The 22950-nt window shown below is 69.1% G+C and carries 18 protein-coding genes; 11 read left to right on the plus strand and 7 right to left on the minus strand.

Going from position 1 to position 22950, the window contains the following annotated elements:
* Positions 1-53 precede the first annotated feature (53 nt).
* Together ACZ4M5_RS34010 and ACZ4M5_RS34015 are read right to left on the minus strand one after the other, a co-directional pair.
* A complete protein-coding gene (locus ACZ4M5_RS34010; protein WP_467742839.1) occupies positions 54-428 on the minus strand; it encodes a DUF6009 family protein in 375 nt (124 codons plus the stop codon).
* Between the two features lie 227 nt (positions 429-655).
* The gene (locus tag ACZ4M5_RS34015; protein WP_467742877.1) at positions 656-2113 is read right to left on the minus strand and encodes a DNA primase family protein; all 1458 of its coding nucleotides are present in this window, start codon (positions 2111-2113) and stop codon (positions 656-658) included.
* Positions 2114-3505: 1392 nt separating this feature from the next.
* On the opposite strand from ACZ4M5_RS34015, the gene ACZ4M5_RS34020 reads away from it, so the two are divergent.
* Positions 3506-5008 carry a cellulose binding domain-containing protein gene (locus ACZ4M5_RS34020; protein WP_467742841.1) on the plus strand — a complete coding sequence of 501 codons (1503 nt, stop codon included), beginning with the start codon at positions 3506-3508 and terminating at the stop codon, positions 5006-5008.
* On the opposite strand, the gene ACZ4M5_RS34025 is transcribed toward ACZ4M5_RS34020, so the two are convergent.
* Positions 4977-5918 carry a DMT family transporter gene (locus ACZ4M5_RS34025; protein ID WP_467742843.1) on the minus strand — a complete coding sequence of 314 codons (942 nt, stop codon included), beginning with the start codon at positions 5916-5918 and terminating at the stop codon, positions 4977-4979. The two genes, ACZ4M5_RS34020 and ACZ4M5_RS34025, sit on opposite strands and share 32 nt — an antisense overlap.
* A 252-nt stretch (positions 5919-6170) precedes the next feature.
* Between ACZ4M5_RS34025 and ACZ4M5_RS34030 the strand changes: the two genes are divergently transcribed.
* Complete coding sequence (locus ACZ4M5_RS34030; protein ID WP_467742845.1) at positions 6171-7256, plus strand: S-(hydroxymethyl)mycothiol dehydrogenase; 1086 nt, start codon at positions 6171-6173, stop codon at positions 7254-7256.
* Complete coding sequence (locus tag ACZ4M5_RS34035) at positions 7253-7885, plus strand: MBL fold metallo-hydrolase (RefSeq protein ID WP_467742847.1); 633 nt, start codon at positions 7253-7255, stop codon at positions 7883-7885. The genes ACZ4M5_RS34030 and ACZ4M5_RS34035 overlap by 4 nt, the downstream gene beginning before the upstream one ends.
* Positions 7886-7942: 57 nt before the next feature.
* Here ACZ4M5_RS34035 and ACZ4M5_RS34040 read toward each other — a convergent pair whose 3' ends face one another.
* Complete coding sequence (locus ACZ4M5_RS34040) at positions 7943-8578, minus strand: TetR/AcrR family transcriptional regulator (RefSeq protein WP_467742849.1); 636 nt, start codon at positions 8576-8578, stop codon at positions 7943-7945.
* Positions 8579-9410: 832 nt separating this feature from the next.
* Here ACZ4M5_RS34040 and ACZ4M5_RS34045 point away from each other — a divergent pair.
* Genes ACZ4M5_RS34045 through ACZ4M5_RS34060 form a run of 4 tightly spaced genes read left to right on the plus strand, consistent with a single transcriptional unit; the run spans position 9411 to position 13043 of the window.
* Entirely contained in the window at positions 9411-10319 is a 909-nt protein-coding gene (locus ACZ4M5_RS34045) for an ABC transporter permease (protein WP_467742851.1), read from the plus strand.
* Positions 10304-11224 carry an ABC transporter permease gene (locus ACZ4M5_RS34050; protein WP_467742853.1) on the plus strand — a complete coding sequence of 307 codons (921 nt, stop codon included), beginning with the start codon at positions 10304-10306 and terminating at the stop codon, positions 11222-11224. Before ACZ4M5_RS34045 ends, ACZ4M5_RS34050 begins: the two co-directional genes overlap by 16 nt.
* Positions 11221-12216, plus strand: coding sequence for an ABC transporter ATP-binding protein (locus ACZ4M5_RS34055; protein WP_467742855.1), 996 nt, complete (start codon positions 11221-11223; stop codon positions 12214-12216). Before ACZ4M5_RS34050 ends, ACZ4M5_RS34055 begins: the two co-directional genes overlap by 4 nt.
* Positions 12213-13043, plus strand: coding sequence for an ABC transporter ATP-binding protein (locus tag ACZ4M5_RS34060; RefSeq protein WP_467742857.1), 831 nt, complete (start codon positions 12213-12215; stop codon positions 13041-13043). Before ACZ4M5_RS34055 ends, ACZ4M5_RS34060 begins: the two co-directional genes overlap by 4 nt.
* Positions 13044-13092: 49 nt before the next feature.
* Here the strand turns inward: ACZ4M5_RS34060 and ACZ4M5_RS34065 are convergent, their stop codons facing one another.
* Positions 13093-14070, minus strand: coding sequence for a lytic transglycosylase domain-containing protein (locus tag ACZ4M5_RS34065; protein WP_467742859.1), 978 nt, complete (start codon positions 14068-14070; stop codon positions 13093-13095).
* 344 nt (positions 14071-14414) lie between these two features.
* On the opposite strand from ACZ4M5_RS34065, the gene ACZ4M5_RS34070 reads away from it, so the two are divergent.
* Entirely contained in the window at positions 14415-15761 is a 1347-nt protein-coding gene (locus tag ACZ4M5_RS34070; protein WP_467742861.1) for a COG1470 family protein, read from the plus strand.
* A 285-nt stretch (positions 15762-16046) separates the two neighbouring features.
* On the plus strand, positions 16047-16208 hold the full coding sequence (locus ACZ4M5_RS34075; protein ID WP_467742863.1) for a PAAR domain-containing protein: 162 nt from the start codon (positions 16047-16049) through the stop codon (positions 16206-16208).
* A gap of 74 nt (positions 16209-16282) precedes the next feature.
* Here ACZ4M5_RS34075 and ACZ4M5_RS34080 read toward each other — a convergent pair whose 3' ends face one another.
* Positions 16283-17218, minus strand: coding sequence for a helix-turn-helix domain-containing protein (locus ACZ4M5_RS34080; protein WP_467742879.1), 936 nt, complete (start codon positions 17216-17218; stop codon positions 16283-16285).
* A gap of 618 nt (positions 17219-17836) precedes the next feature.
* Between ACZ4M5_RS34080 and ACZ4M5_RS34085 the strand changes: the two genes are divergently transcribed.
* Both ACZ4M5_RS34085 and ACZ4M5_RS34090 read left to right on the plus strand, forming a co-directional pair.
* Entirely contained in the window at positions 17837-18334 is a 498-nt protein-coding gene (locus ACZ4M5_RS34085) for a SigE family RNA polymerase sigma factor (protein WP_467742865.1), read from the plus strand.
* 530 nt (positions 18335-18864) lie between these two features.
* Positions 18865-20139, plus strand: coding sequence for a mannosyltransferase family protein (locus ACZ4M5_RS34090; RefSeq protein ID WP_467742867.1), 1275 nt, complete (start codon positions 18865-18867; stop codon positions 20137-20139).
* Between the two features lie 913 nt (positions 20140-21052).
* On the opposite strand, the gene ACZ4M5_RS34095 is transcribed toward ACZ4M5_RS34090, so the two are convergent.
* Complete coding sequence (locus ACZ4M5_RS34095; RefSeq protein ID WP_467742869.1) at positions 21053-22414, minus strand: phosphodiester glycosidase family protein; 1362 nt, start codon at positions 22412-22414, stop codon at positions 21053-21055.
* Positions 22415-22950: the final 536 nt, after the last annotated feature.

The following is a 22950-nucleotide window of genomic DNA, read 5'->3' on the forward strand; positions in this document are numbered from 1 at the left end:
AGGACAGGGCCGGTCCGGGGCGCAGTCGTGCAGCTACCTGGCCCCAAGATCCGTCAGCCCGTCATCGCGGCGGGCCCGCACTGGGACCGAGGGGTCTTCTCGCCGGCCTTACGCGGACGAATCGTGCGCGGGTCGACCGCCTCGCCCGGCGCACCCTCCTGGTAGATCCCGTGGGGCTGATTGTCACGGTCGTGCGGTAGCAGGAAAAACACGCGCCGCCGGTACAGTCCGCTGTCGGGATCGGCCGGAGCTGAGTCGTCGAGTTCCGTGTATCCGACCATGCGCCCGTCGCGCGCGTACCGTGGCTTGTTGCGGCGGCGCGGTGTCTTGTCGAGGGCCTGGCGCACGTAGTCGAGGCTGCCCACGTTCTCCAGCCACACCACCTGGGCCTCATAGGTGAGATCGCTGTCGCTCAGTAGCGAACTCATGACCTCGATTCCTCCTCGCTCCGGCCCGCCGGGGAACGGCCGGCCGCCTGCTCTGTCCCCCGGCCCGCCCGGCGCGACCACGCGCGACGGGCCTCGCCGACTGTGGCCGGAGCACGACGCCCGGCGCCGACTTCGGTGTGCGGCCTACTGCCATCGTATGAGCCGCCCACAGGAGCCGCGAAGCGTTTCGCCGGTCCCGCGCAGCGCGCCCGATCATTTCGCGACACCTAATCCACCACCAGTCCGATGCCGGGATAGTACTTCCTGCCGTTGGATTTGATCATCTCAGCCGGGCTGCTCAGCCCCACCTCCTGCCGGACACGCAGGGCGAACGTGCGCGTGCTGGCGGGACGGATACCTTCCCCGGCCTGGCACCAGGCACTGTAGGCGGCGTACAGCAGTCCCTGCTCGACGCGGAGTTCGGCGTTCTGCTCTGCCTCCCGAGTGCAGCACTCGGCGAGAAAGCGCCCGATGTGGTCCTCGGTCGTGGCGTAAGCGTGGGTGGCGATGCGCACGCGGTCCGGTCCCGTGAGCGGGTCCCGGGTGGTGAGGTACTTCTTCGCGCCCCGCACCAGCCACTGCAGGATGCCAGGGCCCTCGTCCCGGACAAGTTCAAAGGCGAGGTTATCGATCTTGCGTTCGTCCGGCACGACGCGTTCGAAGGGAATCAGGCGGATCCGGCGCCAGAACGCGAAGCCTCCGGTGGAGACTTCGGGCCGGTGGTTGCCCAGCAGCCACAGATGGTGGGTGGGCGTGAAGGAGAAGAAGTCCTGCCGCATCCGGCGGGCCTTGATCTTGTCGCCGCCGGTCAGCAGTCGCACCCGGGCCTCGTCGAACTTGTCGTTCGGCTTCAGCTCGCTGCACACCACCAGGCGACGGCCGTGCAGTTCCGTCAGCTCGGTGGAGTGCTCGGAGAACGATCCGCGGTCCATGAGGAACCCTGGGGGAGCAGCGTCCGCGTAGTCGCCCAGGATCTGGATCATCACGTCCAGCAAAACCGACTTGCCGTTCTTCCCCTCGCCGTGCAGGAACGGCAGCACTTGGGCGCCGACATCGCCGGTGATGGAGTAGCCGAGCATGAGATGCAGGAAGTGGATCATTTCCTGCCCCTCGTCGTCGTCCCCGAAGGTGTCCTCCAGGAAGCGCTGCCACCGCGGTATCGGCATGGCCTGTGCGGAGACGCTGGTGGCACGCGAGTGGCAGCCCCGCTCCGGGTCGGGAGGGTGCAGCAGCCCCGTATGCAGATCGATGACACCGGCCGGGGTGCAGAGGGCGTACGGATCGCCGTCGAGACTGTCGGGCTCGACGGACAGCCTCGGTGACGCCTTCGCCTGGGCCAGCAACGCCTTCATGCCGGCCGTCGACAGGGTTCGCCTGCGGTGCACCGACAACTCGCGCTCGGTGAAATGCCCTTGCGGGTCACTGTCGGGCATGGCCTCGGCCATCTCGCCTGCGGCCCACAGAGCGGCCTTCTCGCCGCCGGTGCGCTGCCAGCGGTAGCCGTCCCAAGTGAACCAGCCCAGGCCGTCCACGTGGCGGAACTGGCGGCTGAACCGCTCGATGAAGAGCTTGGCGTTGCCCCTGTCCGTCAGCGACTCGGGAAGAGCCCAGTGAAGGCCCTCCGGACGCCTCTGCGGGGCCTGGTCGGCGGCGGCACCTTCGACGGGCGCCGCGGACCTCGGCATGACGCTGTCCAGGGCTTCGAAGTCGAGCATCTGCTGTGCTGCCACCACAGCGTCGAAGCGCACGCTGCGGCCGGCGCTCACGCGCTCCCCTGAGCCGGGTATGGACAGGCCTGCGGGCGGGGATGGCCCCTTCTGCCCATGCCGCCGCCCGACACGGGTGTCACGAGCCCGGGCACCGGCGGACGGACCGATGGTCCGTGCGCAGCGCACCAGCGCGTCGTGTTCACCAGTGTCACGGGGAAGTCGTTCGCAGTCGAAGGCACGTGGTCGTCCTGGACGGTAGGGACTGTTCTTCTCGCAGGAGTTGTGAGCGGAGATGAGAGAAGCGTTGGCTCCGATCACGTTCTATCAGTACTCCGGTCCCTTGAGTCCCTCTTGCCCGATAGCCGGGCAGGAGGCACGGCAGCCCGCCCATCGCTGAGCTCCGACGCCGCAGAAGCACACTAACCCGATCCTCTGTTCCCACACAGGCGAGATGTTCCCCTGGCAGGGTCTGAGCCCGGGCGGGCGGACCACGTTCGGTCCCTACCGCGTCTTAGCCGGTCAGCGCAGTTTTTGAGACCGAATCAGGGTCTGAAGGGACTGAAAACCTCAGTTATCGGCGCTCCATGCGTTTCCAGCGGTGGTTCTCGTGTATGCGCACGCGTACGCATACACGAGAAGTCATCTATTCATACCTCGTGTGTATTCTCCGCTGATAAGGGGATGGTTGAGTCTCTTCGGTCCCTTCTTGGCCGTTGAAAACGCTCTGACCTGGGGCTTCGCAGCAAGGGACCGAGAGAGTCCCAGCCTCGCCGGTCTCGGCTCTCCGTCCCTGAGTCACTCCCGCCGCCCCGCGGACGGCCGACATCCCCGCCCCGGCACCTCGTCCCCCGCCCGCAGGCTTCCGCCCTCGCCCCGGAAAAGCGGGGCCATCGGAGGAGGCCTGAAGACATCCGGCCTCCGTATGCGTCTCCGCAGATAAACCGTTCCTTCAGGTGAAGGAATGGCGAATCCAGGCAACGAGAAAGGTCTGAGCCGGCGGGAAACCGATTCGTCCTGGGGTCGATCTGGCCGAAACGGGGGTGCTGTAAGGGAGTTGAGCGAAGCACGCGATCGCTCACAAATGCTGAGCATTTCCCCCCGCGGCAGGCGATTCTTACTCATGAGTAATCGCCATCGAGCCACCCGAGTGGCCAAGAAGACGGGTCACGTTGCCCGGCCAGAGACGGAGAAGGGCTACTACGACGGGGGAGGGGATGCTCTTGTCTTCCGCATTGCGACGGAATCGGAGCCGCCCAACAGATCTTGAATCAGCGGATCCTCCGTGCCAGGCTCGTCGGCGCGAGCAACGCCGAGCCGCAGGACGCCAGCCCGGCGCCTCATGTCACGATCAAGCAGGGGAGGGGAGCCGTGCCGAAGCAGCTCCCCCGGTACGTGCCGGTCCGCCGCTCGGTCATCGACACGAGGGACCCGGCCCCAGACATCGGCCGCACGCTCTGGGAGGACCAGCCAGGCCCCATCCTCGTCTACGCCCAGTTGTGCACGCGAGAGGAGGCCGCGGCCAAACGGCTGGCCGGGCAGGCCGAGGAGCGTCTCACCAGTGCCTCGTCCGTAACGAACATCGAGGGGCTGCCCACCGTGCCGGTGGTGCTGAACGCCGTACTCGACACGGCCGTCGAGTGGACCGAACTATCAGACGCGCGAGCGCTGCTGGCCCCCGCGCTCGTCGAGTGGGCGGAAACCGACACGGCCCGCGGGCCGGACGGGGGCGGTGCTCCGGGGCTGCCCTTGGCGGTGCGGGCCCTGCACGCGATGGACGCTCCTGACAGCGAGTTGTTCTGGTGGGCCCGTGTCGAGGGGTTGTCCGACGAAGTCGTCGCGCGGCGGCTCGAGCGTCCGGTTCCTGAGGCCGCCGCGGACGTCCTGCGGGTGACGGCCGAGTTCCGCGAGCGCGCACGGCTCGCCCATACGCTTCAGGTGCAGGACTCGGTCTGCCGCTCCTACGCCGGGCTGCTGGAGGCGACGGCGCGGCAGGGCTCCAATGTCACGCCGCCCGATCTGCGCGGGCATCTGGAGCAGTGTCCAGGCTGCCACGAGGCCTTCCAGTGCCTGAATGTCCAAAGCCCCCTGCTGCCGCAGATCGTGGCCGGTGCCGCGCTCCGCTGGAATGGCACCGTGTACGTCGCCAGACGGCGCAGGCAACTCGCTCAGGAGCCCCCGGGACTGACCGGGCGGCCGCCAGCACCTGGCTCGTTCCCGGGCCGTGCCACAGGCGTGCTGCGCACCAGGTGCGCATGGGCGGTCACAGCAGCCTTGGTGCTGCTCGGGCTCACACCGTTCGTCCTCCCGGACGAACCCGCCTCGCGGAACGGCCCGCAGGCGCCCGCGGAGCCGGGCGAGATCCCTCTGCCCGTCATCGCCGCCCCGTCCGGGAGTCCGCAGCCGGGCAAGTCGAAACTCCCCGAGCGCGAAGCGAGTTCGGGCCCCTCCCGTACACCCGCGCCGCCGCAGCCCTCTGCCGGAGACGAGCCTTCACAGCGCCCTAGCAAGTCGCCGAGCCCACCGCCCTCCGCCGCTGAGGAACCGCAGGATCCCGCCTGCCGGGCGGCCTTCACCTTGCAAGACAGCTGGCCCGACGGTGTCCGGGGCGACCTGGCGGTCACGACCGGACCGGAACTGGGGGAGGGTTGGAAGGTGACGTTCCGCGTCCCCCACGACGTGTCCGCCGAGACCTGGTACGGGCAGTCCACGCAGACCGGCGACATCGTGACGGTGACCGCCCCGTCGTACGACCGCACCCACGAGGCGGGTGCGTCGTTCACGATCGGAGTCGTGCTACGCGGGAAGGCCTACGGCGCCTCTGGGGTCTCCGACGTCAGGCTCAACGGGCAGGTGTGCGCGAGCGCGCCTTAGTGGCCCCGTCGCTCCCGGCACCGCCGGAGGCCGTTGTCCTCGCTGGCCGGAGCACGAGGTACATGGCGGCCACGATGAACACACCGCCGACGAGAGTGCGCGTACCCGGCGGTGAGCCGATCAGAAAGCTGAACAGCGAGACGAACATCGGCTCGCAGGCCATCACGACGGCGGTGGCGGCGGCCGGCACCCGGGCCTGGGCCCACGTCTGTACGCCGTACATGAACAGCGTGGCCATGACGGTCAGATAGCCGAGCCACGCCCAGCCGGGCCCGGTGTCCGGCAGCTCCGGACCCGAGCGCAGCAGACCCACCGAGGCGATCAACCCGGCCGCCAGCAGCTGCACAGCCGTCATGCCGTACACCGCCCGGCGGTCCCCGAACTGGGACAGCAGCACCATCTGAACGGCGTAGCCGAGGGCACCGGCCAGCGTCAGCCAGCTGCCGATTCCCACACTCACCCCGTTGAAGGAGATGACCGCGAGGCCTCCCGTCGCCACGATCACCGCTACCCACACGGCCGGTGTGACCCGGACCCGGAACGACAACCACGCCATCAGCGGGGTCAAGACGACGAACAGTGAGGCCAGGAAGCCCGACTGGGACGCCGACAGGTAGCGCTGGCCTTCGGTCTGGAGGAGGGTGGCCAGCCCCAGGCAGAGGCCCGGCGCCGCCGCCGCGACCGCCGTGCGGCGCCTGAGGCAGAACACCGCCCGCGGCCGGAGCAGGACCAGGATCCCGCCCGCCGCGAGGAAACGGACAGTCACCATGCTGGCGGCCTCCATCTCCGGCAGCAGCCACACCACGGCGATGTACGACCATCCCCACACCATGGTGGCGCAGGCCAGACCGACGAGGGCGAGGCGGTACTCCCAGCTTGCGAACAGAGCCTGCGCACGGTTGCTGGTCATGAGCAGTCTCCAGAAGCAGGGATGCCAGCATCAGATACTGACCTTTGGGTCAGTCAACCGATGTCGATCAGACACTGTCAAGCAGTAATCATGCGCGAGATAATCCTCTGAACGCAGTGCATCAGAGTGGCCAATATTGACTCGCTAATCAGTACAGCCGTACGGTCCCCTGGGGTCCGCCCACCCATCGGTGTACTCGCCGGTGTGCAAGGGCCCGGTGCCCTGATCACGCACGGACGAAGGGAAGTCGAGATGACGCAGCGGGTGCAGGGGGTCGTGGCCCTGGAGAAGGACGGCCCGGTTCGAGTGGAGACCATCGTGGTGCCGGACGCCGGCCCGGGCGAGGCTGTAGTCCGCGTCCAGGCCTGCGGGGTGTGCCACACCGACCTGCACTACCGGGAGGGCGGGATCGGCGACGACTTCCCGTTCCTGCTCGGTCACGAGGCAGCCGGAGTGGTGGAGCAGGTTGGCCCCGGTGTCACGGAGGTCGAACCCGGGGACTTCGTGATCCTCAACTGGCGTGCTGTATGCGGGCGGTGCCGGGCGTGTCTGCGCGGCAGGCCCTGGTACTGCTTCGACACCCACAACGCCCGGCAGCGGATGACCCTGGAGGACGGACGGGAACTCTCCCCCGCGCTGGGCATCGGCGCGTTCGCCGAGAAGACACTGGTGGCCGCAGGCCAGTGCACCAAGGTTGACCCGGAGGTCGCGCCGGCCGTGGCCGGCCTGCTCGGCTGCGGCGTCATGGCGGGCATCGGCGCCGCGATCAACACCGGAAATGTCGGCCGGGGTGACAGCGTCGCCGTCATCGGCTGCGGCGGTGTTGGCGACGCCGCGATCGTCGGGTCCCGGCTGGCCGGAGCCGCCCGGATCATTGCCGTTGATATCGACGACCGTAAGCTCGACACCGCCCGGGCCATGGGCGCCACCCACACCGTCAACTCCCGGGACACCGAGGCGGTCGGCGCCATCCGCGACCTGACCGGCGGCTTCGGCGCGGACGTCGTCATCGACGCCGTCGGCCGCCCCGAGACCTATCGGCAGGCGTTCTACGCCCGTGACCTCGCCGGCACGGTCGTTCTCGTCGGCGTGCCCACGCCCGAGTTGCAGCTCGAACTGCCGCTGCTGGACGTGTTCGGCCGCGGAGGCTCCCTCAAGTCCTCCTGGTACGGCGACTGCTTGCCCTCGCGCGACTTCCCCATGCTCGTCGACCTGCACCGGCAGGGTCGGATCGATCTCGGCGCGTTCGTCACCGAGACCATCGGCCTGGACGGTGTCGAGGATGCCTTCGCGCGGATGAAGGACGGCGACGTGCTGCGCTCGGTGGTCGTGCTGTGAGCGGCGTCCGCATCGACCGCCTGGTCAGCTCGGGGGAGTTCACCCTGGACGGCGGCTCCTGGCAGGTGGAGAACAATGTCTGGGTCATCGGTGACGACACGGAGGCGATCATCATCGACCCCGCCCACGATGCCGGGGCCGTCCTCGACCTGCTAGGCGCACGCGCCCTGCGGGCCGTGGTGTGCACTCACGCTCACAGCGATCACATCGCCGCCGCACCGACCGTGGCCGCCGCGACCGGCGCTCCGCTGCTGCTGCACCCGGACGATCTGCCGTTGTGGAAGCTGACCCATCCTGAGGTGCTTCCCGACGGGGAACTGCACGACCGGCAGACGCTGAGTGTGGCGGGTATCCACCTCGAGGTGATCCACACGCCGGGTCACGCGCCGGGAGCGGTGTGTCTATACGCCCCCGCGTTGTCGACGGTCTTCACCGGCGACACGCTGTTCCAGGGCGGCCCCGGGGCGACCGGGCGGCTGTACTCCAGCTTCCCGCTCATCATCGATTCCATCCGGGAGCGGCTGCTGACCCTGCCCGACGGCACGGTGGTCCGCACCGGGCACGGCGAGCCCACCACGATCGGGGCCGAGGCGCCCCACTTGGAGAACTGGATCCGGCGCGGGCACTAGCCCCGGCCGGGACGGGATCCGGCGGGAGTCCCCGCCGTCCCGCTGCATTCCCTTCGCTCACCGCCGCGGGCCCAGCACCTCCGGGTCGATCCCGAGCTCCGCGGCGGTGCGCTCACGCATCCACTGCATGGCTTCGTCTCGCTTCAGGGCTCCTCGCCGCGCGACCATCTGCACGGCGAGCCCGTCGAGGAACAGGGTGATCCGCCAGGTTGCAGCCCGGGCGTCCTCGCACTTGAAGTCACCGCTCGCCATGCCCTCCTCGATCAACGAGGTGAAGATCTTCTTCCACTCGCCGTCCAGGTCCTGCATGACCTCCATCAGGCCCCGGTCGCGGAGTCCTGCCGAGTAGCCGTCGATCCACAGTCGCCAGCCCGGCACCGCCTTGGCGGCGGGGCTGTAGACCCGCAGCAGCGCCTTGAGCCGGGTCACGACCGGGGCGGGGCGGGACAGCACGGCCCGGGCCGCGTCCAGTTCGTTGCGCGCGGCGTGCGCGAACGTCGCCTCGATCAACTGCTCCTTGGTCTCGAAGTGGTAGTAGATCAAGCCGCTGCTCACGCCCAGGGCGCCCGCCACATCGGTGATACGGGTCGCGGCGATACCGCGCTGCTTGATCTGCTCCACCGTCGCGTCGAGGATCTCCTCGCGCCGCAGGACAACTTTTTTACGGACCACGCCGGTCACCATATCGCTCATCGAGAGTGAGCCTTTCGCCGAGGCAGGATGATTGACACGTCAGTCAGCAAGATACGTCTTCTGGCGATCAGATCCCACGGTTGCCGTGTAACGCCCCGGCGGCGCACCCACCCCCTGACTCTCCCTGCTGGGGCAGGGCTGGACTGGGAGGATAGCGCTGGGTGAGGCGACGACGGTGGTGTCCGGGTGAAGGTCACGTCAGGTGTGCTGACTTATGAATCAGTCAGGTATCGCAAGATGACGGGTTGCCGAACTCTTGACGTGCCCGGAGCCTCTCTCTACTGTCGCGGTGTCTGCAAGAGCTTTCCGCCGAGCGTAGTCGCCCCGGGCCCTTTCAACCGGGCCCATACGACAGGAGAGCGATGTGAGGGAAACGGCCTTCACCACCGTCCGCCGCTTATCGGCGACCACCCCGCCGTCAGCGTCCATCCCGCCGTCCGGCGCGGGCGAGCCGACCGCTCGCTAGCCCCGGACCTTCGCCTCCAGCTCCGTCCCCGCGTTCGTGAGCCCCGCGTCCCCCGCACCGGCCTCGTACCGCGGCCCTGGCCCCCCTGCCTCCGGCAGCGGCCGACCACCTCGAGTACACCACCATCCACGTGAGGGCGGACGACCGCCGGCCGGCCACCGCCCGCTCCCGACCCCCGGCCCCGCGCCACCGGCGCCGCGGCGGAGCCAGGAGAGGACCAGAGGTTATGCACCACGACGAAGTGGCCGACGGCAGGTCCTGCCGACGGCAGGGGAGACGACGGTACCCCCACCGCGCGAGCCACAACCGCCTGACGGACCCGCCCGCCGCCCGGCAGGGCACCGGACCTCTGCGTACGGAGTGGCGATGAGCGGTCTGACTGTCACCTCACCCATCGCCGCCAAGGCCGTCCCCGAAGCGGTGAGCGCCGCGAAGGCCCCGGCCGGACGTCGACTGTGGCTCTCCGGCGTGGTGCTCCTGGCGGGCCTTGCGCTCCTCGCCCTGCTCGCCCCCCTCACCGGCTCCCCCTACCGGATTCACACCGCATCGCTGACCGCCCAGGGACTGCCCGGCGGGCTGGGCACGGCCGGGCACGTGCTCGGAACGGACGCCATCGGCCGGGACATGCTCGCCCGGGCAGCCTACGGGCTGCGCTCCACCCTGATCATCGCCGCGCTGGCCAACCTCGCCTCCGTGGGGCTCGGCACGCTCGTCGGCCTGATCGCAGGGTTCTACCGCGGCTGGATCGACCAGGTGCTGATGCGGCTCGTCGACGTCTTCCTGTCCGTACCCACCGTGCTGTCGGGCCTCGCGCTCGCGAGCATCGTAGGACGCGGCCGCACCGGCGCCATCGTCGTCATCACCGCTCTCTACTGGGCCTGGACCGCGCGCCTCGTGCACGGCGAGGTCACCCGGCTGCGTTCGCGCGGCTACGTGGAGGCCGCCCTCGCCCACGGGGTGCCGCCGCGGACCGCACTGCGACGACACGTCCTGCCCCACCTGTCGACGATCCTGCTGAACGTCGCCGCCCTCAACGGCGCCTCCGTTGTGGTCGTCGGCGCCGGACTGTCCTTCCTCGGCGCCGGCATCCAGCCGCCCACCCCGGAGCTCGGCAACCTCCTCGCCGACGGCTCCAACAGCATGATGTACGCCCCGCACACCCTGGTCGTCCCCCTCGTCCTCGTCATCGCGACGGTCCTGGCCTTCGTGCTCATCGCCGAAGGACTCAACCGCCGCAACCCTCTCTCGAAGAGACACTCATGGCTCGACGTATAGGCATCCGCATCCTTCTGGGTCTGCTCACCATCTTCGCTGTGCTGCTGCTGACCTTCGTGCTCCAGTACGTGCTGCCGGGCGACCCCGCCCGCAGCATCGCCGGCCCAAAGGCGAGCCCCGAGGTCCTGGCCCAGATCCGGGAACAGCTACACCTGAACGACCCGCTGCTGAGCCAGCTGGGCCACTACCTGGCGGGGGCAGCCACCGGCGACCTCGGCACCTCGTACGCCAAGGACGCCCCCGTGCTGTCCCTGATCCTCGACCGCATCCCCGCCACCGCGATGCTGGCCGCCGCCGCGCTGGTCATCGAACTCGTCCTCGGCACCCTGTGGGGCACCTGGGAGGCACTGCGACCCAAGCGCAGCTGGCTGCTGGCCACCTTCCACGTGGGCCTGCTCTCCGTACCCGCGTTCTCCCTGGGCTTCGCCCTGCTGCTGCTGTTCGCCTACGAGATCCCACTGTTCCCCATCGACGGCGGGACCGGCGCGGCCAAGATCGTACTGCCCGCCGTCACCCTCGGCGTCCTAGGCGCCCCTTTCTACGCCAACGTCGTACGTGACAGCATGCGCGACGCCCTGGCCTCGCCGTACGTGCGCACCGCGGTCTCCAAAGGGCTGCGCCGCCGAAGGATCCTGCTGCGGCACGTCACCCGCAACACCGCCTCCCCGGTCGTGACCATGCTCGGCATGGACGTGGCGATCTTCTTCTCCAGCGTCGTCTTCGTCGAGAAGATCTTCGCCTGGCCGGGCGTCGGCCTGCTGCAGACCGAGGCGTTCGCCAACCTGGACCGCCCACTGCTCACCGGCACGGTGGTCGTGGTCGCCGTCATTGTCGTCCTGGGGAACCTGACTGCCGACATCACCCGCATGTTCATCGACCCGCGTGTCAAGACGGAGGCACTGTGACCGTGTTGGACTCCGCCCCGATCGCGCTGGGCGACGACGTGCGCATCGACGGGCTCACCGTCGCCTACGGCGCCACCACCGCGCTGCGGGACGCGCACCTGGACATTCCCGCCGGCACCACCACCGCTCTGGTCGGCGAGTCCGGCTCGGGCAAATCCACCCTCGCTCTCGCGGCGAGCCGGCTGCTCCCCGCGGACGCGCGCATCACCGCCGGATCGGTGCACGTGGGGGACACCGACCTCGCCGCGCTGCGTGGCCGGCCGCTGCGCGAGGCGCGGGGTAGCGTGGCGGCCTACCTCGCGCAGGATGCCTCCGTCGCCCTCAATCCCGTGGTCCGCGTCGGCGCGCAGATCGCCGAAGTGCACCGGGTCCGGCACGGCGCCGGCCGGCGTGAGGCCGCGGCTCTAGCTGTGCAAAATCTCGCCGACGTCGGTATCCCCGACCCGGCGCGCGTTGCGCGCTGTTATCCGCATGAACTGTCCGGCGGTATGCGACAGCGAACCGTCATCGCCATCGCGCTGGCTTTCCGTCCCCGGCTGCTCATCGCCGACGAACCGACGACCGCCTTGGACGTCACCGTCCAGGCGGAGATCCTCGCCCTAGTGGGCCGTTTGCAGCAGCAGTGCGGCCTGACGGTCTTGTGGATCACCCACGACATGTCCGTGGTCGCCGAGATCGCCGATCACGTCGCCGTGATGTACGGCGGGCGGATCGTCGAGCAAGGCGACGTGGTCTCGCTGTTCGAGGACGCACGCCACCCGTATACCCAGGCCCTGCTGCGCTGCTTCCAGGAGGGGCGCACCGCGCGGCCCAAGCAGATCTTCACGACCATCACCGGCTCACCGCCGACCGGGGGGATCCCCGACGGCTGCCCCTTCCACCCCCGCTGCCCCAAGGCAGACGACAACCGGTGCCGGACCGTCCTGCCCGAACCCCGCCCGCTCGGCGCGGACCGTCAGGCGGCCTGTCACCATCTGGAGCTTTTCTCATGACGACTGGGGAACAACAGCCGCCGCTGCTCAGTGTGCGGGGGGTCACCAAGAAGTTCGGTTCCTTCACCGCTCTTGACGGCGTCAGCCTCGACCTGAGCCCGGGCACCACCGCGAGCCTCGTGGGAGAGTCCGGCTCCGGCAAGTCCACACTGGCCCGGGTCATCGTGGGACTGGAGTCCGTCGACTCCGGCCAAGTGCACTACCGCGGCGCGCCCGTGCAGGGCCGCAAGGCCCGTCGGGAGTTCCGCCGCAGCGTCGGCATGGTCTTCCAGGACCCCTACGAGTCCATCGATCCGCGCTTCACCCTCAGCGAGGTCGTGGCCGAACCGCTGCGCGCCCACGGCATGTACGGCAAGGACGGCAAGCAGCGGGTGCAGGAGTTGCTGGAGTCCGTCGGCATGGGGTCGGTCGACCCCGACTCCTACCCGCACAGGCTGTCCGGCGGCCAGCGCCAGCGCGTGTGCATCGCCCGCGCCCTGGCCACCGGCCCCGACCTACTGGTCTGCGACGAACCGACCTCGGCGCTGGACGTCTCCGTGCAGGCGCAGATCCTCAACCTCCTGCTGCGCCTGCAGCAGGAGCACGGTCTGGCCTATCTGTTCATCACCCACGATCTGGACGTGGTCCGGCGCATCAGTGACGAAGTCCATGTCCTCTACCGCGGCTCGGTCGTGGAGCACGGGCCCGCGCAGGCGGTCATCGACGACGCCCAGCACCCCTACACCCGCAAGCTGCTCGGTGCGGTCCTTTCGGCCTCGCCGCGCACCCGCCGCGTCGGCAGGGAGATGAGTGGCTGTCGGGCCGGCGCGGCGGAGGAGACCAGCTGAAGCTGGCGCCGCGTCCCCGGCCGGCCGTTGCACCCTTCGCCCTGCCCTCCTAGTCCTCGTCGTCCTTCTCGTCCTCCGGGTCAACGGTCGGGGCCGGATCGTCGGACGAAGGGGAGGAGGTGCCGGGGGATGCGGAGGAGTCCGGGGGAGATTCAGACGCTGTCGGGTCCACGTCGTCGGAGCGGCTGGGCGACGGCGTGGGCTTGGATGAGGAACCGGGCGGCGACGGGCTGGCGGACGGGGAGACGCTCGGGCCGGGAACGACGTCGGGGGCCGGCGTGCCGGAAAAGTAGTCGATCCAGGCCAGGACGGTGTCGGCGTAGGCGCCCGATTTGTTGTAGGTGAGGATCGCCGTGCGCAACTGCCGCCGGTCGGACAGGTCAGGGTCCGCGGCGCACAGATAGCGCCCGGCGCTGAGCGCCGCGTCGTACATGTTGTGCGGACTTGCCTTTCCGTCGCCGTTGCCGTCCGTGCCCCACACCGCCCAGGTGCCGGGGATGAACTGCATTGGCCCGACCGCCCGGTCCCACTGTGTGTCGCCGTCGAGCCGGCCGTCGTCGGTGTCCGCGATCGCGCCGACCCCATTGCCGTCAAGAGTGGGTCCGACGATGGGCTCGACCGTGTCACCTGCCGTCGTGAGCGCCCCGTCGCGGGCCTGGCCCGACTCGACCTGGCCGATGCCCGCCAGCATTGGCCACCGCAGCCTGCACCCCGGCTGGGATCGCCCGACCCGGCTCTCGGCCTCCACATAGGCGCCGTGGACGGTGGCGGGCAGGGTGACGCCCGTGGTGGTCACCGTCCGGGAGGAGTCCGCCGCGGGGGAAGAGGAGGGCGGGAGCGAGGGCCCCGGCGCCGGCGGGGCGGCCGGATCGAAGGGGCGGGGCAAAGACTGGGTGCCGCTGCCGGCGGTGTCGACTGGCGTCTCCTGGACGCGGCGCTCGTACACCGATGCGCCCACCGTCACCAGCGTGGCAGCCACGGCGACCGCTGCGAACCCCTGCGTGGCGCGCTGCATCGCGTCAGCCATCCGTCACATCCCCCGCGGTCGACCGTCGGGACGCGCGCCCGCCGACGACGGCCGGCGGCCGGTCGAGTGCCTCCGGCCGGTGCCGCGGCGCCCCCTGCTGCGTCATGCTCGCAATCGTCTGGCGGCCCGTGCCCGGCCCCCGGGGAGAACGGCCGGGCAAAACTGCGTGCCCATGCGGGCAGCGCCGCGGCCGGGCCGTCCCCTCCGGACCCGTACGGCCGGAGAGCAAGCGCGGAATCACCGGCCCCGAACCGAGAACCGGCCCCTTCGTGCAGATCACCGGGCCCTTATCGACGCCCCACCGTCGCTACGTGACCCATGGCGCCGCAGTGAAAGCTGACCGGGTGGGCGCCATCGTATTGCTACTGGACGACGACGAGTCGGCCGCTCCGGGCGAGGAGACCCGGCGGGCGGCGCAGATCTGCAACTCCGGTTCCGTGGTGGACCGTTTCGAACTGGACATCGTCGGCGACGCCAAGGACTGGATCCGCGTCGAGCCGTCGGAGGTCAACGTCTTCCCCGACCAGTCCGTCGGAGTGGAGCTGGTGTTCACACCCCCTCGGTCGCCCGATCTCCCCGCCGGGAAGGTGCCATTCGCGCTGCGCGTCATGTCACACGAGGACATCGAGGGCTCGGTAGTCGAGGAAACCAGCGTCACCGTCGGTCCCTTCACCGACTTCGACGTGCACCTGACCCCCACGACCAAGCGGACCCGGTTCAGGGCGCGCTTCCACGCGGTTGTCGACAACCGCGGCAACGCCCCGCTGCGCGTGCGCATGTACGCCACCGACCGGAATTCCGCCCTGCGCTTCGCATTCGTCTACCCCGAGACCGTGGTCGCCCACGGCAAGGGCGCACTCGTCCCGGTCAGGGTCAGCCCCCTCACCAGACGGTGGCGGGGAGCCGATCAGCCGTTGCCGTTCCAGGTGCTGGTTGTTCACCACGCCGAGGCCGGGGCGGAGGAGCGGACCACGGACGGGGCCGTCGTCCAGGCGGCCCTGCTCTCGGACGCGGTGGTGAAGTTCGTGATGGCGGTGGGAGCCGCCGTCCTGGCCCTGATCGCCCTATGGCTGTTCGTCCTCAAACCCAGCGTCGAGTCCGAGGCCCGCAAGCAATTGCCCCCGGTGGCCGGCTCGGGCGATGGCCCCTCGGCTCCCCCGTCGTCCTCGAACGGCACCACTCCCGCACCCTCCCCCTCGGGACCGTCGCCGCCACCCAGGGGAGCGGACCCACCGCTCCCGCCAGGCGCGGGAAGCGGGAGCAAGCAGTCCCCCGGCGGTGACGCTCCGGGCGGGTCCGGCCCAGGCGGAGACCCCACGGGTGGGGACGGCCAGGCCTTCGACCAGCGCATCGAGGCGGACGTCGAGCCCTCGGCCGCGTTCGACACCCGGGCCCGCTACACCGTGCCCGAGGACGCAACGCTCTTCGTCAGCGACGTCGTCTTCGAGAACGTCGCCGCGGACAAGGGCGTCATCAGACTCCAACGCGGGGACACGGTGCTGCGCCGGCTTGCCCTCGACTCCTTCAGCAACGACGACGAGCACTACGACGAGCCCATCCGGTTCGGGCCCGGGGAGGAGGTGGTCCTCGCCGTCAGCTGCCGCACGCCCGGCACCCTCGTGGAGCCCGCCGGCGCCGAAACCTGCACCCCGGCCGTCTACTTCTCCGGCCGCCTGGTCGCAAAGACCTGACCCGGCCGCGCACCGTCGGCCGGTCGAGAGGATATGGACGAGGAGGAAGACATGCCCGGATCGCCCGCGGCGGCCTTCGGCGATCACGTCGTCGGCACGGACACGCACATCGTGATGATGCCCTCAGCCGGAGGCCCAGTACCCACACCTGTGGCGCTGCCGTTCACAGGTCCCCTGGTGGAGGGGTGCTGCCCCACAGTGCTCGTCGCGGGCCGGCCGGCCGCGACCGAGGGCAGCGTAGCGCTGAACACCCCGCCGCACGCGCCGCCGGCCGGGGTGTTTCGCATGCCCCCCAACAACAGGGGCACGGTCTCCCGCGGCAGCGCCACGGTGTTCATCGGCGGAAGACCGGCGGCCCGCGCCCAGGACCCCGCCACGACGTGCAACGACCCCGCGCTCCAGCACACCTCACGGGTCGTCGCCGCGTCAACGGTCCTCATCGGCTGACGGTGCTCCCCGGCCGGCGGATGACCAGTGCGGTTGGCGCACTGCCGAGCAGACCGAGCCGGGGCCCTGCGGGTTCAGCCGCCCACCGCACGGGCGACCGAACCCCCCGCCCAGTTACGGTAGTTCTGCGGGGCGAGCCCGATGACCGCCTTGAACTGCCTGCTGAACAGGAACGAGTCGCTATAACCAAGCTCCGCCGCCACTTGCGCGACCGACCGGTCGTGCCGCTGAAGCAGCACGGCGGCCCGCTGGACACGCCGAGCTACCATCCACTCCCGGGGCGGCATGCCGAAGGTCCGGCGGAAGACGCGCGTGAAGTAGTCGGGGGACAGCCCGGCGACCCGCGCCAGATCGGCCACCCTTGGCCGCTGGGCGAGGGTGCTGTCCACGTAGTCCTCGACGGCGTAGCGCGCCGGAGCGCTGAGCAGCACTCCGCCCCGCCGCCAACTGGCCCGCCGGAACAGAGCGGAGAACAACACGAGCAGCAGACCGCGCACGAGTTCGTCCCGATAAGGCAGCGCGGACGGCAGTTCCGCCGTCAACGCGTCGAACGGGGCCCTCAGGTCCCAGGCGTCGTCCAGGCTCAGTGCAGGGCCCAGTGGGGCGTCGGCGGCCGGGTCCCCGGTGAGGCGGAAGCGGTGGACGGTCGTCGGCCGGGGGCCAGCACCGCGCAGCATGAAAGGCACGCCCGGACGGATCCACAACACGCTGCCCGCGGTGAGCGGCCGGTGCTCCCCTTTCGCTGAGACGGTGCAGCTTCCGTCGACGACGAACTGGACCAGATGGTCAGGCAGCCCCGAGGGATGCTCCAGACGCCAATCTGCGGGGAGCTCGTGCAGCCCGTGCAGCGGCCCGGGCCGGGCTACCACTCGCTGTGCACCGACGCTTCCCAGCCAGGCGCGTATGGTGTCCTCGCCCGGATGCGGCGGGCACGGACCGGATGGTGCCCCGGGGGTTGGCACAGGGGTGGCCACAGGTGCGGGAGAACTGTTCGGCATGGTCCTATCCATGCTGGTCACGCCGCACCGCACCGCACTGGCAAGAAGCACCAGTTACCGCAGGTAGCTGCTGAGTCGGTGGCGGAATTCAGCCCGGACTGACGGTCGGGCAGTTGGGGTGACCGTGGTCACTGGTGGCTGCGTTCCTCAAGGTCCCTCATCCGGTCATGTAAGCGCTTCTCCTCAGCCCGGCGGGCCTTCCTCGCGGTCCGCAGTGCAGGGGAATCGGTGATGGATGCTGCCCTGAGCGTCGGGCGTGGGCTGCGCGCAGCCGTTCTCGAGCATGCACTTCAGGTACTTCAGCCCGTAGCGCCTGCACCTCGGGGTGAGGGAGGAGCGATACGACGGGGCTGCGTCCCCGCTCTGCTCACGTAGGCGGATGTTGGTGAACGGCCGCCCGCGCCGTCACCTGCTCGACCACTTTCGGATCACTGCTGCTGGCCCGGCCTGGCCGGGCCTCGCCCCGTGCAGCGCAGGCTATGGGCCATGCGTTGGGGATCGGGCTGTCTTCCCGTGTTCATCATCGGGAAGAGGTGTGACCGCCCTCACTCTGATTTCTCATCGCTTGTGTCGACCACACGCCCTTAGCCGGGCGTATGCCTCATGACGCAAAGATCTGGGAGTGGCGCATTGACCGTCGAGGAATTCGAGACGTTCTACGCCCAGACGGTCGGGCGGCTCACGGGTCAGTTGTACGTGATGCTCGGTGACCTTCAGGAGGCACAGGACGTGGTGCAGGAGGCGTTTGTCAAGGGGTGGAGCCGACGGTCGCAACTCGACCGCGACGGGCGCCCCGAGGCATGGATCCGCACTGCCGCCTGGCGGCTCGCGGTGAGTCGGTGGCGATCCCGCCGCCGAACCTCGCAGGCCTGGCAGCGCAGCGGAGTGCCGCCGCACACCGAAGGACCGGGGCCGGAGCAGGTTGCCCTCGTTGAGGCGCTACGGCAGTTGCCGGCCCAGCAGCGCCGCACGCTGACCTTGCACTACCTGTGCGATCTCACCGTCGAACAGATCGCCGCCGAGACCGGAGCGTCTGCCAGCACAGTGAAGACGCACCTGACCCGTGGACGTGCCGCGCTCGCCCGCCGTCTCCAGGACCCGCGGATCGAGGGGACACCAGATGCCTGAGTCCAAGGACCCGCTGCGGTCCCTGTTCGAAGACGCCGCCCGATATGGCCGTGAGCGGATGGTCCTGCCCGTGGCGGACATCACCACGCGCGGACGGCGCGCCCAGCGGCGGCATATCGCCTGGGCCGTCGCCGCCTGTCTGGTTCTGAGCGGGGGAGGAACTGCCGCTGCCCTGCTCGTGCCGGGGAACTCTGCCCCGACCAGCCCGGCCACCACGCCCTCCGCGGAGTTTCCTTCCTCCTCCATTCCCTCTACCGGACCCTCGTCGTCCCCGACCGCGCCCCCCACGACCACGTCTCCCCCGAACACGTCCCCCACGACCACATCCCCCCCGAACACGTCCCCCACGACCACGTCCCCTCCGACCACCAGGCCGCCGTCGGGAGTGCGGACGTTTCCCCCGGCGGCTTCGACACAGCAGTAGGCGCCGAGCACGTATCGCCCGCCGATGCTCGATCCATTGCCCTCCCATGCCATCACGGCGCTGCACGGGTGGGCCCGCATCTTCATACGCCCCCGGGGGATCCCTCATGCCGACGGTGCAACCAGGACGTCAGAAGCGCGTCACCATACCGACCCCGCGTATCGCCGCACGGCCGTCGAACCCGCCACACCGAGCATCGGCCGACGAACCCGGCCGGCGACGCCGAGCCAAGCCCGTCCCGAGTCGCGCCTGGCGGTTGAGTTCCCTCGACCGTGACGTGCTGTGGCTGTACCTGCTGACCCGGGCCGCGGTGTGGATAACGGTCTACTGCGCTCGCTGGTTGTTCCCGCCCGACCAGGACGCCCGCACACCGCAGCCGCTGCTCGCCCCGTTCCGGCACTGGGACTGGAGCCACTTCCTGAACATCGCACGTGACGGCTACTTCCCGGGAACCGACGGACCGTGGCAGAAGGACTGGGACAACCGCGAGGCCTTCTTCCCTGGCTTCCCGCTCGCACTGAGGGCAGTCCACGCGGTCGTTCCGCACTGGACGGTGGCAGGGCTACTCATCTCCTTCCTCGCTGGGGCGGTCGCCATCGTGGCACTGGCACGCATCGCCCAGTACCAGATGCCCGATGGGAGCGCCGGCCGGCGCACCGTCCTGCTGTTCCTGCTCTCGCCCTGCGCGATCTTCATGGCCGTCGGCTACACCGAAGCGCTTTTCCTGGCACTGGCATTGCCCGCCTGGCTCGCCGCTCAGCGGTGTAACTGGCCGCTCGCAGCAGTGCTGTGCGCCCTGGCTACATCCGTCCGCGTCAGCGGCCTCTTCCTCGCGGCCGCGATCGCCGTGCACTTCCTGACGACCGTTCGACAACACAGGCACTGGGCGGCGTTGCCCTGGCTGGCGCTGCCCGCTCTGCCGGTCGGTCTCTTCAGCTGGTATCTCGAAAGCCGGACAGGCGACTGGATGGCCTGGACACACGCGCAGGAACGCGGTTGGTACCGCAACTTCCACACCCCGTGGGAGGCGTGGGCCCACACCTGGAAGGGAGCCTTCGACCACACCTACGAGACCGGATACGCGTTCATGCTCCAGGCGGAACTTCTCGCCATGATCACCGGGCTCTGCCTGGCCGGCCTGCTCGTGTGGCGACGCCGTTGGCCGGAGGCCGTCTACATCGGCTGCAGCCTGTGGGCGCTCGGTACCTCGTACTGGTATATGTCCATTCCTCGGTCGATGCTTCTATGGTGGCCTCTGTGGGTCGCCCTGGCTGCGGCCACCTTGCGCAGGCCGCGTCTGGGGATTTCGTTGCTCTGCGTCGGCGCCCCCTTCACCACGGTCTTCGCCCTCACGTTCCTGACTGGACGCTGGGCTGGCTGACGTGCGCTGCAGGGTCGGGCGTCGCGACAGACCGCCAACCGATGTCCTTGCCGCTGTCGATGCACCAGCCCGCGTATCGCGCTGGAACGTCATACACAATGCGGGTCTGCGGCTGCAGGCTGGTTTTGCAGCCGCCCCGATAGGTGCCATCGGTCCGGACGACGGCCACGTCGTCATGGTGACCTCTGCTGTCGAGGATCTGGACCGACACCGCAATCCCGCCCGAGCCTCCCGCACCGCGTCCTGCTGCGTGCATGGTCGTCCCCCGTGCCGGAGTGCGCCGGCGACACGGGTGTCCCGCATGCGCCGCATCGCACGGTACGGACAACGGTCGCGCCCTGACGATGAGCGGAGCAGCCCTTGTGAAAACTCGGTCCCTTCGGTCCCTGTCGCGCCGTCCGCCGTGCACCCGCCTACAGTGCGCCAGGGCGTGCGGCCACGGCCGACACGCCCTTGAACAGGGTCACACTCCACCCGGATCCTGGCCGTCCCGCCCGCATGGTTGTGACGTACGGCATTGGATACCAGGTTGGCGGCCAGCTGGCCGAGCAGGACGGGATCGCCGGCGACAGGTGCCGGGCCGCCGGCCATAGTGACGGTCACACCCGGCTCCAGCGCCTGTGCCCGGTGATGAGCGGTGGTCCTCGCGCCACCTCGTCCAGGAGGCGGTGGAGACGAACCGCCGCTGTGCGTCGAAGGACCGGTATATCGACTCGGTCCACCCGGGCCACGGTGTTCGCGGCTGCGGCGGGTAGCGGCACGGTACGGCCGGTAATCGGATCCTGGCCGGGGGTCACGGTGAGGAGACTGCCTGGGCTGCTGCGGTTGGAAGGGCCCACCTCGGGCACTGGGTTGCGTTCGGAACCCAGCGCCCGACGCCAAGGAGTGAGGCGAGGATTATCGTCTTCTTACGTCACTTGGCGGTGACGACTATCGCGTTACCGACATAGCGCTCCGAGCCCGCACCGTCGGAGGGGTAGTTCGCCACTGCCCCCTTCACCCACATCGTCGACGACCCGCCACCATCCAGATTGATGGCTTCCGTCGCGCCGAGATTCTTCATCGCCTGGGCGAGCTGCGGCATCGTCAGTCCATAGGCCGACCCCGACGGACCCGATTTCTTGTCCACCACCGCGAGCAGCAGCTTCCTGTCGGCGGTGATGCCCGCCGCGGTGCGCGCATTCATCGGGGTCAGATAGGAGTACTGGGGCGTGGTGCTGCTGCTGAAGTCGAACGGTCCCACCGCTTGGTTCTTCACCAGCCACGGGCCGCCGTTGACGATGGCGTCGTTGGCGCCGGGGAAGTAGACGGCAGTCTCGGCTGAAGCGCCCCTCTGGACTGCTGGGATCGGGAGCGACATCGTCGACCCGACGACTGCATCGGCCCTCAGCCATGCCGCGTGCGAACCTGTGGCGACGACCACGTGCTCCCCGGAACCGGCCACCATGCCGCTGGTCGTGTCCGAGACCTTCTTGACCTTTTGGTCCGCGCCGACCAGGACAGCCCTGACGGTGCCGGAGAGAGACGGCAGGGCACCGAAGTCCTTGCTGAACACGATGGTTTCGTCGCTGTCCAGGCAGTGGATACCGAGCTGCGGTTTACGAGCGTCTATCAGGTTGGTCGTGTTGGAGTTGCGGTCGTTCACTCCAGCGGGACCGAAGCCTCCTCCACAGCCCTCTATCCTCCCGGGCTCACGGTTCAGCCCGTCTACGACGTGATCGGGCTGGCTCGCGCTACCGCCGGGGGGCGTGAACGTGACCTTGGACTGGCTCCATACCTTGTCGATCCAGAGATTGGTGCCGTAATTACCAATGGTGAGAGCAGCTTCACCGTTCGACGCGGAGTTCAAGACCGTCCCGTCGACCACCGTCAGCCCTCCGAGCGTACCGGGGGAGAATGCCGAGTTGATGTCGAAGAAGCCTCCGTTGACTGCCGCGAGGGGCTCCAGACCCTGGGCCGCCATAAGCCCGGCCATATCGCTGGTTCGTTCCCGGTCCTTCACCGTTTTGCCCGTAGTCGCACGGACCTTCCCGGTGAAGGTTGCGAAGTCGACGCTCACGACCCGCACGTACCGCGTCTGGCCGTCCTGAAGTGTGGTCTCGATCTTTGTGAACGTCAGGCCGGGCGCCACCTGGCAAGACGCCCGGCGCTCGCGCACGGTTTCGCCCAGGAGGCGATTCGAACTGTCGCTTACCCCGTACGCGGCCAGATTGCTCGGGCAGCTGGCCAGAGTGGCTGCTGCCGCCGGAGCTGACAGAGCCTGCGGCGCAGACATGAGGACGGCCAATCCCAAAGCCGCCGACAGATTGGAACGCAGATGCTTTCTTGGCATACAACACCCCTACTTCATATGAAGTGGTCGAGAGTGAGTGGGAGTATTGAGACACGGCAGACTCCTGTCTAGACCTCTGGCGCGTGCTACCCCCACCGCTGACGACATCCCTGATGGGGAGCTGCGGCTGTGAGTGAAGTGAGCGGGAAGCCTGAGCATTCGCGTTGAGTGCGGGCCCTGTTTGCGATCTGTCCCCGCAACTGTCCTGCCCGACCGTGAGGCCTGGTAGCAGTGGCTGTGCGACTCGCAACCACTGGCAACGCGGCATGGGCCGAGGGTGCCAGCCCGTGAGACTTGCGGGGAACCTTGTATTCGATCTTGATCCGCTGGCGGGAAGTGGACTATACCTGTGGCGATTCACACGGTCCGCACGTCATCGACCGTACTTTTCTGTACGACCCAGCTTGACCCGATCGCGGTGCCGGCAAGGATCCGGTTCACCGCCTGAGTCCTGGAGAAGGCGAGGACTTGAGCATGGG

It is taken from the genome of Streptomyces sp. NPDC026246, from assembly GCF_055567995.1.

Coding starts and splice junctions, on each gene's coding strand:
- ACZ4M5_RS34015 (WP_467742877.1), bottom strand. CDS start 2,113: ATGCCGAGGTCCGCGGCGCCCGTCGAAGGTGCCGCCGCCGACCAGGCC.
- ACZ4M5_RS34040 (WP_467742849.1), bottom strand. CDS start 8,578: ATGAGCGATATGGTGACCGGCGTGGTCCGTAAAAAAGTTGTCCTGCGG.
- ACZ4M5_RS34075 (WP_467742863.1), top strand. CDS start 16,047: ATGCCCCCCAACAACAGGGGCACGGTCTCCCGCGGCAGCGCCACGGTG.
- ACZ4M5_RS34080 (WP_467742879.1), bottom strand. CDS start 17,218: ATGGATAGGACCATGCCGAACAGTTCTCCCGCACCTGTGGCCACCCCT.
- ACZ4M5_RS34025 (WP_467742843.1), bottom strand. CDS start 5,918: ATGACCAGCAACCGTGCGCAGGCTCTGTTCGCAAGCTGGGAGTACCGC.
- ACZ4M5_RS34060 (WP_467742857.1), top strand. CDS start 12,213: ATGACGACTGGGGAACAACAGCCGCCGCTGCTCAGTGTGCGGGGGGTC.
- ACZ4M5_RS34050 (WP_467742853.1), top strand. CDS start 10,304: ATGGCTCGACGTATAGGCATCCGCATCCTTCTGGGTCTGCTCACCATC.
- ACZ4M5_RS34095 (WP_467742869.1), bottom strand. CDS start 22,414: ATGTCTGCGCCGCAGGCTCTGTCAGCTCCGGCGGCAGCAGCCACTCTG.
- ACZ4M5_RS34045 (WP_467742851.1), top strand. CDS start 9,411: ATGAGCGGTCTGACTGTCACCTCACCCATCGCCGCCAAGGCCGTCCCC.
- ACZ4M5_RS34010 (WP_467742839.1), bottom strand. CDS start 428: ATGAGTTCGCTACTGAGCGACAGCGATCTCACCTATGAGGCCCAGGTG.
- ACZ4M5_RS34065 (WP_467742859.1), bottom strand. CDS start 14,070: ATGGCTGACGCGATGCAGCGCGCCACGCAGGGGTTCGCAGCGGTCGCC.
- ACZ4M5_RS34090 (WP_467742867.1), top strand. CDS start 18,865: ATGCCGACGGTGCAACCAGGACGTCAGAAGCGCGTCACCATACCGACC.
- ACZ4M5_RS34030 (WP_467742845.1), top strand. CDS start 6,171: ATGACGCAGCGGGTGCAGGGGGTCGTGGCCCTGGAGAAGGACGGCCCG.